This is a genomic window from Pseudonocardia adelaidensis (assembly GCF_039543345.1).
Taxonomy (GTDB): Bacteria; Actinomycetota; Actinomycetes; order Mycobacteriales; family Pseudonocardiaceae; genus Pseudonocardia; species Pseudonocardia adelaidensis.
The window spans coordinates 24,424-36,576 of the sequence record NZ_BAABJO010000019.1 but is presented as its reverse complement, the minus strand read 5'-3'; the positions used below and the strand labels follow the sequence as shown (position 1 = coordinate 36,576).

Annotated in this window: 12 protein-coding genes; 7 read left to right on the top strand and 5 right to left on the bottom strand. The window is 74.6% G+C overall.

Annotated elements, in window-relative coordinates; translation table 11 throughout:
• Positions 1 to 36 precede the first annotated feature (36 nt).
• From ABEA81_RS23965 to ABEA81_RS23940, 6 genes are all read left to right on the top strand, one after another.
• Complete coding sequence (locus ABEA81_RS23965; protein ID WP_345607666.1) at positions 37 to 1,575, top strand: PucR family transcriptional regulator; 1,539 nt, start codon at positions 37 to 39, stop codon at positions 1,573 to 1,575.
• 52 nt (positions 1,576 to 1,627) lie between these two features.
• Complete coding sequence (locus ABEA81_RS23960) at positions 1,628 to 2,203, top strand: class I SAM-dependent methyltransferase (protein WP_345607554.1); 576 nt, start codon at positions 1,628 to 1,630, stop codon at positions 2,201 to 2,203.
• A gap of 130 nt (positions 2,204 to 2,333) precedes the next feature.
• Positions 2,334 to 2,822, top strand: coding sequence for a pyridoxamine 5'-phosphate oxidase family protein (locus tag ABEA81_RS23955; RefSeq protein ID WP_345607553.1), 489 nt, complete (start codon positions 2,334 to 2,336; stop codon positions 2,820 to 2,822).
• Between the two features lie 10 nt (positions 2,823 to 2,832).
• The gene (locus ABEA81_RS23950) at positions 2,833 to 3,378 is read left to right on the top strand and encodes an MOSC domain-containing protein (protein WP_345607552.1); all 546 of its coding nucleotides are present in this window, start codon (positions 2,833 to 2,835) and stop codon (positions 3,376 to 3,378) included.
• 84 nt (positions 3,379 to 3,462) lie between these two features.
• Positions 3,463 to 3,645: an alcohol dehydrogenase catalytic domain-containing protein gene (locus tag ABEA81_RS23945; RefSeq protein WP_345607551.1), complete on the top strand. Its 183-nt coding sequence runs from the start codon at positions 3,463 to 3,465 to the stop codon at positions 3,643 to 3,645.
• A gap of 139 nt (positions 3,646 to 3,784) precedes the next feature.
• Positions 3,785 to 3,988 carry a zinc-binding dehydrogenase gene (locus ABEA81_RS23940; RefSeq protein WP_345607550.1) on the top strand — a complete coding sequence of 68 codons (204 nt, stop codon included), beginning with the start codon at positions 3,785 to 3,787 and terminating at the stop codon, positions 3,986 to 3,988.
• An 84-nt stretch (positions 3,989 to 4,072) separates the two neighbouring features.
• Here the strand turns inward: ABEA81_RS23940 and ABEA81_RS23935 are convergent, their stop codons facing one another.
• The 4 genes from ABEA81_RS23935 to ABEA81_RS23920 all read right to left on the bottom strand — a co-directional run bounded on the left by ABEA81_RS23935 (position 4,073) and on the right by ABEA81_RS23920 (position 10,699).
• Positions 4,073 to 4,450, bottom strand: coding sequence for a YybH family protein (locus ABEA81_RS23935; protein ID WP_345607549.1), 378 nt, complete (start codon positions 4,448 to 4,450; stop codon positions 4,073 to 4,075).
• A 148-nt stretch (positions 4,451 to 4,598) separates the two neighbouring features.
• Positions 4,599 to 7,385, bottom strand: coding sequence for a DNA polymerase I (polA, locus tag ABEA81_RS23930; RefSeq protein WP_425570643.1), 2,787 nt, complete (start codon positions 7,383 to 7,385; stop codon positions 4,599 to 4,601).
• A gap of 73 nt (positions 7,386 to 7,458) precedes the next feature.
• A complete protein-coding gene (locus tag ABEA81_RS23925) occupies positions 7,459 to 9,030 on the bottom strand; it encodes a hypothetical protein (protein ID WP_345607548.1) in 1,572 nt (523 codons plus the stop codon).
• A complete protein-coding gene (locus tag ABEA81_RS23920; RefSeq protein WP_345607547.1) occupies positions 9,023 to 10,699 on the bottom strand; it encodes an Hsp70 family protein in 1,677 nt (558 codons plus the stop codon). The genes ABEA81_RS23925 and ABEA81_RS23920 overlap by 8 nt, the downstream gene beginning before the upstream one ends.
• Before the next feature lie 29 nt (positions 10,700 to 10,728).
• On the opposite strand from ABEA81_RS23920, the gene ABEA81_RS23915 reads away from it, so the two are divergent.
• Positions 10,729 to 11,193, top strand: coding sequence for a nucleotide exchange factor GrpE (locus ABEA81_RS23915; RefSeq protein ID WP_345607545.1), 465 nt, complete (start codon positions 10,729 to 10,731; stop codon positions 11,191 to 11,193).
• 37 nt (positions 11,194 to 11,230) lie between these two features.
• Here ABEA81_RS23915 and ABEA81_RS23910 read toward each other — a convergent pair whose 3' ends face one another.
• Positions 11,231 to 11,980, bottom strand: a complete 750-nt coding sequence (locus ABEA81_RS23910; RefSeq protein ID WP_345607544.1) for a YebC/PmpR family DNA-binding transcriptional regulator — start codon at positions 11,978 to 11,980, stop codon at positions 11,231 to 11,233.
• Positions 11,981 to 12,153 lie beyond the last annotated feature (173 nt).

Below are 12,153 nucleotides of genomic sequence, written 5' to 3'. Positions count from 1 at the left end.
CCCGGCACATCGCCATGGCGTCTAAAGTGACAACTCCTGATTGGCCGGAACGTCCAGGAGGCCGGGCTGCTGACCGTCGCCGACCTCGCCGCGGATCCGGCGCTGGGGCTCGGCGTCGTCGCCGGCCGCGGCGGCCTGGACCGCGAGATCGAGGCCGCGGCCGTGTCCGAGCTCGCGGAGCCGGGACCGTGGCTGCAGGGCGGGGAGCTGTTGCTCACCATCGGCCTGCTGCTCGACGAGTCCGACCCGGGCTGCGCCGCCTACGTGGCCGGGCTGCACGCCGCGGGCGTGCGGGCCCTCGGCCTCGGGCTCGGCGCGGACCTGCGCTACCAGTCGGCGCCGCCCTGCCTGGTCCGCGCGGCCGACGACGCCGGCCTGCCGCTGCTCACCGTGCCGGACGGGGTGCCCTTCATCGCCGTCACCAAGGCGGTGTTCGCCTGGCGGGCGCGCGAGGAGCGCCACCGGCTGGAGTGGGCGCTGCACACCCAGCGCGCGCTCACCGCGGCCGCCGTCCAGCCCGGCGGGCTCGCCGGCATCCTCGGCGCGTACGAGCGGGCCACCGGCCGCACCGCGCTCGTCGTCGACCTGCTGGAACGCCCGATCGCGAGCTCCCGCGCGGGCCACGAGGCCCTCGCGGGCGAGTTCACCGGCATGCTCGCCATGGTCCGCGCCCAGGGGCTGCTCGGCGCCGCCGTCGACACGACCGCCGAGCACCGGCGCGAGGTGCACCCACTGGGGTCGCGCAGGCTGCGCGCCTGGCTGCTCGTCACCGGGCCGCCCGAGCGGGCCGGGGCCGACCTCGTCACCGGCGACCTCGTCTCGCTGCTGTCGCTCGAGCTCGAACGCGTGCACGGGCTGGGTGCAGCGCGGCAGCGCGACCGCGCACAGGTGCTGGCCCGGCTGGCCCGCGGCACCGTGGAGGACGTCGCCGCCGCCCGCTGGCTGGACGCGGTGGGCCTGCCCGACGGCGACCTGCGGGCCGCGGTCGTCGCCGCGCCCCGGCCTGTGGAGCTCGCCGCCGACATCGCGGGCGCGCTGCCCGACGCTCTGACCCGCGTCGTCGAGATCGGGCAGGAGCCGTGCGTCGAGATCGCCGTTCCCGTCAGCGTGGATCTCGCCGCGGTACTGGGCACCCTCGCCCCGGCGCGCCCGGCCGGGATCGGGATCGGCGTGCGCCCGGGGGCGCTCGCCGTGTCGCTCCGGCAGGCGCGCTCCGCCCTGCCGGAGAGCCGGATCGCCGGCCGCCACGTGCACGCCGCCGACGTCGCGAGCAGCCGCCAGCTCCTCGCGACCGTGCCCGGGGAGCGGCTGCAGGGCTACGCGGACGCCGTGCTCGGGCCGCTCGACGCGGACGAACGGTCCGCCGAGCTCGTGCGCACCCTCACCGCGTTCCTCGAGCACAACGGCCACTGGGAGGGGGCCGCGGCCGCGTTGCAGGTGCACCGCCACACGGTGCGGAACCGGATCGCGACCGTGGAGCGGCTCACCGGCCGCAGGCTGGGCTCGGCGCACGACCGGCACGAGCTGTGGCTCGCGCTGCGCGCCCGCGACCTCGCGCGCGTGCCCGACGGCTGATGTTCCCCTGCGCGTCACCCCACCCGCCCGGCCCGCTCCCTAGGGTCACGGCGTGGGTGACGGCCGAGTGTTGTTCCAGGAGTTCCTGCGCGCGCCGACGCGCGTCGCCACCGTGACGGCGAGCTCCGACGCGCTGGTCACGGCCATGCTCGCGCCGCACCGGCTCGACGGCCCGCGGGTCGTCGTCGAGCTGGGCGCCGGCACCGGGCGGGTCACCGGCGCGCTGCAGGGCCACCTCCGCGGCACCGGGCGGCACATCGCCGTCGAGATCAACCCGGTGCTCGCCGAGCGGCTCGCCGACCGGCACCCGGGCGTCACGGTGGTGCGCGCCGACGCGGCCCGGCTGCCGGCGGTCCTGGGCGAGCACGGCGTCGACCGGGCGGACGCGATCGTGAGCCTGCTGCCCTGGGCGGCGTATGCGGCCGCGCCGGTGCCGCGGCTCGTCGCGGACGCCCTCGCCCCGTCCGGCACGTTCACGCAGGCCACCCTCCGCGGCTTCCACCTGCTCGCGCCCGCCCGGAGGCAGGCCGAGGACCTGCGGGCGGCGTTCGGCTCGCTCACCGCGAGCCCGACGGTCTGGCGGAACCTCCCCCCGGCCCGCGTGCTGATCGGCCGCGAGCCGCACTGAGCCGGTCAACACACCAAGTGTGGCGCCGGCACACCAACTGCAGTCGGTGTGTGAGCTCCGAAGTTGGTGTGTGACGTCCACCAGGTCTCCCTGACAGCTGCTGTCACTGTTGGTCTCTAGCGTCGCCGCCATGAGCACCTGGGACGAGTTCACCGACGGCGCGCCGCGGATCGCCGAGGTCTTCACGCGCCGGCACGCGAAGACCGGGAACCTGTGCATGCTGGCCACGCTGCGCTCCGACGGCTTCCCGCGGATCAGCCCGATCGAGCCGCGGATCTTCGAGGGGCGGCTGGTCGTCGGCGGCATGCCGGGCACCACGAAGTTCTCCGACCTCGCCCGCGACCCGCGCTTCTGCCTGCACACCGCAACCGTGGACACCCATGTGTCGGACGGCGACGCGAAGCTCTTCGGGCGCGTGCGCGACGAGCAGGACGATGCCCTGCACCAGCGGTACGCCGACTGGCTCTACGCGCAGATCGGGTTCGACCTGCGGGGGCGGGAGTTCCGGCCCTTCTACGTCGCGGACCTGACCGGCGCCTCGTCGGTGGAGATCGTCGACGGCGCGATGGAGGTGACGATCTGGAAGCCGGGTGAGCCGGAGCGGGTGGTCCGCAAGTAGCGTCGGGCTGGTGGAGATCCCGGTCGAGATCGTCGGCCTCCTCGTCTCCCCGGTCCACGCCTACGAGGGCCGGCCCGACGACGGACCCCGCCCCGACCCGGACGGCCGCCGTCCGGATTCGGTCGAGGTGCGCGCCGGGCTCGGGCTCGTCGGCGACCGCTACTTCGGCCGGCCGGCGCACCGGCACGCCGCCGTCACGCTGATCGCGGCCGAGTCGCTCGACACCCTCGCCCACCAGCTCGCCCTCCCCGCTGTCCCGGACCCGCGGCTGACGCGCCGCAACGTGGTGCTGCGCGGCTACCCCGTCGACCGCCTCGCCGCCGGCCGCGACCACGCGGGCGCCGTGTTCGGCCTCGACTCGGGCGACGGCCCCGTGCGCTTCCGGGCCCACCGTCCGGCCAACCCGTGCCGCTGGATGGATGTCGTGCTCGCCCCCGGCGCCTTCCGGGCGCTGCGCGGCCGCGGCGGCGTGCGGTGCGAGCCGCTCGACGACGGCATCCTCCGGCTCGGCCCGGCCCGCCTGACCGTTCTGGAGCCCGCGCGCGCCGCCGCATGACCACCCGTCGCGACACGTCGACCGAACCGCGGACGACAGCCCGGCCGCGGGACGCGATCCCTTTCCTCCCCTACTCACCGGTCCGTGTGCCGGACCGACCTGCACGTCCGGGACGGGTGGTTCGCTCCCGCGGTCCCCACCGAGCTGCCGATCACGCTGGGGCACGAGAACGCCGGATGGGTGCAGGACGTCGGCTCGGCGGTCGAGAACGTCGCCGTCGGGGACGCGCCGAGATCATCGCCGTCGACCGCGACCCGGACGCGTTGAAACTCGCCGCCGGCTGCGGGGCGCACCACGTCGTGGCGGCCGACAGCCGAGCGGGCGAGCGGGTGCGGGCGCTGACCGGCGGCGCGGCGCCGAGGCCGTCATCGACTTCGTCGGCGAGGGCGACGCCGGCGAGCTGCGGGTGCCGACGTTCGCCGTGGTGCCGGAGATCAGCATCGTCGGGAACGCGGTGGGCACCCATGACGACCTGCGCGAACTCACGGCCCTCGCCGCTGCAGGAGCGGTGCAGGTGCACACGCGCACCTACCCCCTCGGCGCGTTCGCCGACGCCATGGCCGACCTGGAGCAGGGCCGCGTGCACGGCCGGGGTGGGCTCGTGCCCTGACCGCCTCGGTAGCAACCGCCCGCGAGCCGGACCTCCCGCCGTCAGCCGTGCACGACCGAAGGGCGGACGGCAGACCGAGTGGTGTCAGCCGCTACTGTACGGATCGTCGATGACGTCGAGCCACGAGCCGTCGGGCTGCTTGCGCATGACGTCCGTGGCTCGGCCCTCCAGGTTGACGGTGTTCCCGTCGGGGTCGGTGCCGCCCTTGAGGGTCCACGAGCCGTACCCCACGGCGATGTCGCCGCACTCGACCACAGCGTCGGTTCGCAGTTGGAACTGCCCGTGCAGCGCGAGGAAGCCACCGAGCGCCTCACGTATCGCAGCGTGTCCTGTCACCGGGTTCCCGGGCTGCGGGATGACCGTCGCGCCCGGCTCGTAGAGCGCGACGAGACCGTCGATGTCGCCGCCGTTGAACGCCTTCTCCCACTCCTGGTGGAGCTGCCCGGGATTCTGCACTGACACCGCGCGGCCTCCTCGATGACGTGATGGCCGACCAGTCGGCCGCCCATCGTCTCGCAGTCTGCGGGTGGCGTCGAGGCTCCGTCCGCCCGAGCGACGCCGTACATCCGCAGGGCATGATCGGATGCGCAGGCCGGCTCGCGGGGGGCGGTCAGTGGGCCGCGTCGTCCCAGCTGCGCCCGTAGCCGACGGAGACCTCCAGCGGCACCGACAGCTTCGCCGCCGCCCCCATCTCGCGCCGGACGAGCTCCTCCACGCGCTCGCGTTCGCCCTCGGCGATCTCGAGCACGAGCTCGTCGTGCACCTGCAGGAGCATGCGGCTGCGCAGACTCTCCGCGGCGAGGGCGCGGTGGACGCCGAGCATGGCCACCTTGATGATGTCGGCGGCGCTGCCCTGGATCGGCGCGTTGAGCGCCATCCGCTCGGCCATCTCCCGGCGCTGGCGGTTGTCGCTGGTGAGGTCCGGCAGGTACCGGCGGCGCCCCATGATCGTGGCCGTGTAGCCCTCCTTGCGGGCGACGCCGACGATGCTGCGCAGGTAGTCGCGCACCCCGCCGAAGACCTCGAAGTAGTCGTCCATGAGCGCGCGGGCCTCCTCGGTGGAGATCCGCAGCTGGCCGGAGAGACCGAACGCGGACAGGCCGTAGGCCAGCCCGTAGTTCATCGCCTTGATCTTGGCCCGCTGCTCGACCGACACGTCGGTGGGCTCGCAGCCGAACACCCGCGCCGCGGTGTCGGCGTGGAAGTCGTGGCTGGACCGGAACGCCTCGATGAGCGCCGAGTCCTCGGACAGGTGCGCCATGATCCGCATCTCGATCTGGCTGTAGTCGGCGGTCATCAGCTCGGCGTGCTCCGGGCCCACCACGAACGTCTCGCGGATCCGGCGGCCTGCGGCGGTGCGGATCGGGACGTTCTGCAGGTTGGGCTCCGTGGACGACAGCCGGCCGGTGGCCGCGATCGTCTGGCTGTAGGTGGTGTGGATGCGCCCGTCGTCGGCCACCGACTTGAGCAGGCCCTCGACGGTGACCTTGAGCCGGGTGGCGTCGCGGTGCAGGAGCAGGTGGGACAGGAACTCGTGGCCGGTCTGCTCGAAGAGCGTCTGCAGCGCGTCGGCGTCGGTGGTGTAGCCGGTCTTGGTACGCTTGGTCTTCGGCATGCCCAGCTCGTCGAACAGCACGACCTGCAGCTGCTTGGGCGACCCGAGGTTGATCTCCTTGCCGATCACCGCGTAGGCGTCCTGGGCGGCCTGCTTGACCTGCGCGCCGAACTCCGCCTCCAGCGCGGAGAGGGCGTCGCCGTCGACGGCGATGCCGGCGGTCTCCAGGTCGGCGAGCACGTACTCGAGCGGGAGCTCCAGCTCGGCGAGCAGCTCGGTGCCGCCGCGCTGCGCCAGCTCGGCGTCGAGGGCGTCGGCCAGCTCGGCGACGGCGGACGCGGCGACCATCTGCACCTGCGCGTGGGCGGCGTCGGCCTCCTCCTCGCCGCCGAGCAGCGACAGCTGGCCGTTCTCGGCCTCGCCGTCGGAGCGCAGCTCGCGACGCAGGTAACGCAGCGCGAGGTCGGCCAGGTCGAAGCTGCGCTGGCCCGGCCGGGCGAGGTAGGCCGCGAGCGCGGTGTCGCTGGTGAGCCCGCCGAGGGTCCAGCCGCGCCCGCGCAGCGCGTGGAGCGCGGACTTGGCGTCGTGGGCGGCCTTCGGGACGGACGGGTCGGCGAGCCACTCCCCCAGCGCAGCCTCGTCGTCCGGGGTGAGGCGGGTGACGTCGAGGTAGCCCGCCTGCGGCACACCGGCGGCGGCACCTTCCGCACGGTCCTCGACGGTGGGCTCGCCGACGGCGAGGCCGATGCCGGACAGATCGGCGGTGGTGACGCCGCCGCGGATGCCGGCGAAGGACACCCCGACGCGCCGGCCGTCGCGGGCGTGCTCGTCGAGCCAGGCCCGCACCCCACCCGGCTCGATCGCGCCGCCCTGCACCTCGATGCCGCCCTCGGCCTCGGGCTCGGCGCTCTGGAGGGTGGAGAACAGCCGCTCGCGCAGCACCCGGAACTCCAGCTCGTCGAACAGCCGGTGCACGGCGTCGCGGTCCCACGGCCGCACGACGAGGTCGGCGGGCCGGGCGTCGAGCGGCACGTCGCGGATGAGCTCGGTGAGCTGGCGGTTGAGCAGCACGCCCGCCAGGTGGGCCCGCAGCGCGTCGCCCGCCTTGCCCTTGACCTCGTCGACGCGGTCGGTGAGCTCGGCGAGCGAGCCGAACTCGCGCACCCACTTGGCGGCCGTCTTCTCCCCCACGCCGGGGATGTTCGGCAGGTTGTCGCTGGGGTCGCCGCGCAGCGCGGCGAAGTCGGGGTACTGCGTGGGGGTGAGGCCGTAGCGGTTCATCACCTCGTCCGGGTCGACCCGGGAGAGCTCGGAGACGCCGCGCTTCGGGTAGAGCACCATGACGTTGTCGCTGACCAGCTGGAACGCGTCGCGATCGCCGGTGGTGATGAGCACCTGGAAGCCATCGGCCTCGGCCTGGGTGGCGAGGGTGGCGATCAGGTCGTCGGCCTCGTAGCCCTCGACGCCGAACTCGGGGATGTTGAGCGCACGCAGGACCTCCTTGATGAGGTCGACCTGCCCCCGGAAATCATCCGGAGTGGTCGTGCGGTTGGCCTTGTACTCGGCGTAGCGCTCGTTGCGGAACGTGGACCGCGAGACGTCGAAGCACACCGCGAGGTGCGTGGGCTGCTCGTCGCGCAGCAGGTTGATCAGCATCGAGGTGAAGCCGTAGACCGCGTTGGTGGTCTGCCCGGTGCCGGTGCGGAAGTTCTCCGCGGGGAGCGCGAAGAACGCGCGGTAGGCCAGCGAGTGGCCGTCGAGCAGCAGCAACCGCCGCCCCGTTGACGGCGGCGCGTCCTGCGCGGCGCCGGGCTTGCTGGAGGAGGTGGTGGCGGTGCTCACGGGACGCGAGTGTAGGACCACACCCCGACGGTGTTGCCCGGCCTGTCGGGCGGCGCGCACCTGCGCTCGGTGCTCAGCCGTCCGATCGCGTCTCCCCCGACGTGCGGCCGCCGTGCAGCGCGGTCACCGCGTACACCGGCACCTCCACCCCGACCGGTGCGGCGCCGTCGTCCCACGAGGTGGTGCCGGTACGGGCCAGCACCTGCCAGCGGCCGTCCGGGCCCCGCCTGCTCACCCGGTACTCGACACCGGGGGTGGTGGACGCCGCCCACAGCACGAGCACGTCACCGCGGGCGTCGCGGGCCGCGCTGACCCACGCCGGGGCGGCGACCGGGAGCCGCTCCAGCGCGGCGCGCGCCTCGCGCAGCAGCTCGTCGAGGGCGGCGCCACCCGGTCCGGGCACGTCGGACGCGGTGCGCCGGAGCTCGTCCAGCAGGTCGACGGCCTCGCCCCAGCGACCGGCGCGGTGCGCGGCCACGGCGGCCTGCCAGCGCGTGTCCGCAGCCGCCAGCACGGTCGCGACCTCGTCGGCCACCGCGCGCACCGGGGTGCGCCCGTCGTCGCCCGCGTGCTGCTCCGCCACCCGGCCGAGCCGTTGCGCCTCCACGGCGCGGCCCGCCCGCAGCGCGGCACGGGCCGCCTTCAGCGGTTCCTCCCACCCCCGCCCGCGCGGGGCCGGCGGGTCGGCGGCCGCCGCCAGCTCGTCGGCCAGCGCCGCGAGCACCGCCTCCGCCCGGGGGCGGTCCAGCCCGAGCGCGAGCGCCTCCTCGACCAGGTGCTCCCGGTCCTGCGCCACCAGCCGGTCCTCGACCAGCACCGCGGCGCGGACCCGCGGGCGCAGGTGCTCGGCGACGTCGGCCGCCACGGCGTCCAGGTAGGCGTCGACGGCCGCGCGCCCCGGCTCGACCAGCTCGGCGACGTGGACGAGCAGCTCGTCCACCACGACGCGCAGCCGCTCCGGTGGCAGCTCGCGGGCGCGCGCCCGCCACGCACCGGCCGCGGTGGCCACCTGCTCCGCGGTGGCGTCGGGCCCGAGCCCGAGCAGCGCGAACAGCGTGGGCGGCGGGGCGTCGCCGGTGAGCCGGCCGAACTCGTCCAGCAGGGCGCGCACCTGCCGCCGCCGCTCCGGCCCGACCACCGGCCGTCCCGGCGGCGCACCGGCCGGCAGCACGCGGCGCCCCCGCAGCCGCCCGTCCACCTCGGCGCGGCTCAGCCCCGCGAGCGCCCCCACCTCGTACAGGCCCTCCACCTTGTTGGCGGGAACCCCGCGGTGGCGCTGCACCAGGCGCCTGATCGCCGCGTCGAGCAGCTCGTAGCGCGCGGCGTCGCGCTGCGCGCGCTGCGCGCGCACCCGTGCCGCTGCGGCCCGGCGGCGCTCGGCGTCGAGCAGCTCGGCGCTGCATTCCGCGTGCCGGCGCACGAGCAGCTCGACGAGCACGCGGTACTTGGGGTGGTCGCGCTGGCGCTGCCAGGCCGCCCAGACCTGCTCGATCCGCTCGGCGACGGCGGCGTCGTCCAGGTCGTCGGCCGGGGGAAGGTCGTAGAGCTCGAACGGGTCCGACGCGTCCGGCCCGCCCCGCTTCTCGACGGCCGCGAGCACCCGCTTGCGGTACTCGTTGGGGTCGAAGGGGTCCAGCTCACGCACGGCGGCGGGTCTTCCCCAGCTGGTCGCGCTCGCGCGCCACCTCGGCCTGCGAGAGCGTGGCCCCGGTGGTGGCGGTGAGCTGCAGCGGGATGCCCGCGTCGACGTGGAACGCGTGGACGTGCAGGACGCCGTCGAAGCCCATCTCGAACGTCACCCGCACCTCGCTGCCCTCGTCGTAGCCCGGCGGGATCCCGCTGATCTCCCCGGCGATGAGGACCTTCACGTCCTCCGGCCGGGCCGACTCCGCCTGGCCCTGCTGCTCGACGACGGTGACCTGGATCATGTCCTGGTCAGCGCGCATGGTGCCGAAGGACCGGCTCGTGCGGATGGGCAGCCGGTCGTTGCGGTGCACCAGCCACGTCGCCTCGAGCCGCCCCGCCACCGCGTTGATCGCGAGCACCCCGAACCCGCGGGACACGACCGTGTCGACCTGGATCTCCACGGCCCGGCGCACCTGCGCCAGCGGCACCCCGTAGGCCTCGGCGACGCGGCGGCAGGCGTCGTCGAGGTCGGTGGCGGCGGCGTCCTCGATGGGGGTGCCGTCCCGCAGCCGGCCGCGCGTGCGCAGGTCGGCGGCCACCATGCGCTCGAGCTCCTTCTTCTCCCCGTACAGCGCGGCGCCGTGGGCGACGGCGAGCTCGGGGTCGTGCAGCCGCGGCTCGAGCCCCAGCTCGTCGCCCAGTGCGGCGGCGACGGCCGGCATCCGCGAGGACCCGCCGACCAGCAGCACCCGGTCGACGTGGTCGACGCCACGGCGCGCCGCCTCGGCGAGGCACGCCCGGGTGAGGTCGAGCGTGCGGCGCAGCAGCGGCGCCGTCATCTCCTCCAGCTCGGCGCGGGTGAGCCGCACGGTGGCCATGACGCCGTCGTGGGTGACGACCACGTCGGTGCTGTCGGCGTCGGTGAGCCGGTGCTTCGCCCGCTCAGCGGCGAGGACGAGGGCCTGCGAGCCCGCTGAGTCGTCCAGGGGGTCCTCGGCGTCGGGGTTCTCGGCGCAGAAGCGGCGCGACAGGTGCAGCGCGATCCGCTCGTCCCAGTCGGCGCCGCCGAGCTGGTGGTCGCCCTCCACGGCGAGCACGGAGATGCGCCGGTCGGCCAGCTCGATCACCGTGGCGTCGAACGTGCCGCCGCCGAGGTCGTAGACGAGCACCGTCTCGTGCGAGTCGCCCGTCGCGGGGCTGCCCTCCAGGCGCCCGAACCCGTACGCCAGCGCCGCCGCGATCGGCTCGGACAGCACGTCGACGACGTCCAGCCCGGCGTAGCTGCCCGCCAGCACCGTGGCGCGCCGCTCCTCGTCGCCGAAGTAGGCGGGCACGGTGATCACGGCCGCCGACGGGGCCTCGCCCGTGGCGAAGCCCGCATCGGCGACGAGGCTCTTCAGGATCAGCGACGACACCGCGGGCGCCGACCACGACCTGCCGTGTGCCACGAACCGCCACTCCGCGTCGCCCATCCGGCGCTTCACCAGCGCGCAGACGTGCTCCGGGTCGAGCCGCGCCTCCCGGCGCGCCCCCTCCCCGACGACGTGCTCGTCCGGGCCTGCGAACAGCACCACCGACGGGGTGGTGGGCGAGCCGCCCAGCCCCGCGAGCACCACGGGCCGTCCGTCGATGTCGGTGTGGGCGATGGCGGAGTTCGTGGTGCCGAGATCGATACCGTGGACGGCCACGACCGCAGGGTAGCGATAGGTTCCCCCGGGTGGTGGACCTTCAGGAGCTCGTCGACAAGATCGACGACCTGTCCCGGATCGTCACCCGCCAGTCCGCCGCGCTCGCGCGGCTGGCGGAGGGCGGCTCCCGGGCCGCACCGGACGTACCGCTGCTCGTGGAGCTGCACGCGCTGCGCTCCGACGCGGTCGCCTGCGCGGCCGCGACCCGCGCCCGGAAGGAGCGCTCCGCGTTCGAGGCGATCGCGGCCGGGCTGGAACGGCTGCTCGCCGGCCGCGGCGGCGCGCTGGTCTCGCCACGGCCCGGGCACCCGTTCAGCGCCGCCATGATGGAGGCTGCGGAGGTCGTGGCCACCGACGACGCGGCGCTCGACCGCACGGTCGCCGAGCTGCTGGAGCCCGGGCTGGAGGTCGACGGCCGCTCGGTGCGCCCGGCACGCGTCCGGGTGCACCGGCACCAGCCCCCGGACACGGCGAACGGCACCCTCGTCGGCTAGGTACCGGCGAAGGTGCCGTTCGTCAGCTGCTGCGGGCTCAGCCGACCTCTGCCATCACCTCGTCGGAGACGTCGAAGTTGGCGTAGACGTTCTGGACCTCGTCGGAGTCCTCGAGGGCCTCGATCAGCCGGAACACCTTCTTGGCCGCCTCGGCGTCCAGCGGCACCGACATCGACGGCAGGAAGGTGGGGTCGGCCGAGTCGTACTCGATCCCGGCCTCCTGCAGCGCGGTGCGCACGGCGATGAGGTCGGTGGCCTCGGACACGACCTCGAAGCTCTCGCCGAGGTCGTTGACCTCCTCCGCGCCCGCGTCGAGCACGGCCATCAGCACGTCGTCCTCGGTGAGCCCGTTCTTCGGGACGATCACCACGCCCTTGCGCGTGAACAGGTAGGCGACGGAGCCCGGGTCGGCCATCTGGCCACCGTTGCGGGTCATCGCGAGGCGCACCTCGGTGGCGGCGCGGTTGCGGTTGTCGGTGAGGCACTCGATGAGCACCGCGACACCGTTGGGGCCGTATCCCTCGTAGGTGATGTTCTGGTACTCGGCGCCCCCGGCGTCGGCGCCCGAGCCGCGCTTGACGGCGCGCTCGATGTTGTCGTTGGGCACCGAGCTCTTCTTCGCCTTCTGGATGGCGTCGTAGAGCGTGGGGTTGCCGTCGGGGTCACCGCCGCCGGTGCGCGCGGCCACCTCGATGTTCTTGATCAACTTGGCGAACATCTTGCCGCGCCGGGCGTCGATGACGGCCTTCTTGTGCTTGGTCGTCGCCCATTTGGAGTGGCCGCTCACCGTTCGTCCCTTCGCCGTGCACAGATCCCGTCGATGGTACCGGCGGCGGCAGTCGCGGCCGCTCGGACTCCTCCGTGGCCGCGCCCCGTAATGCCAGCATGGTGGCTCTACTGGCATAACCCGGCAGTATGGCCACCACGCTGGCACACGGGGCAACAGCGATGGGGCCTCAG

Excerpts from the sequence above, each read along its gene's own strand:
- ABEA81_RS23955 (WP_345607553.1), top strand. The coding sequence starts at position 2,334 with ATGAGCACCTGGGACGAGTTCACCGACGGCGCGCCGCGGATCGCCGAG.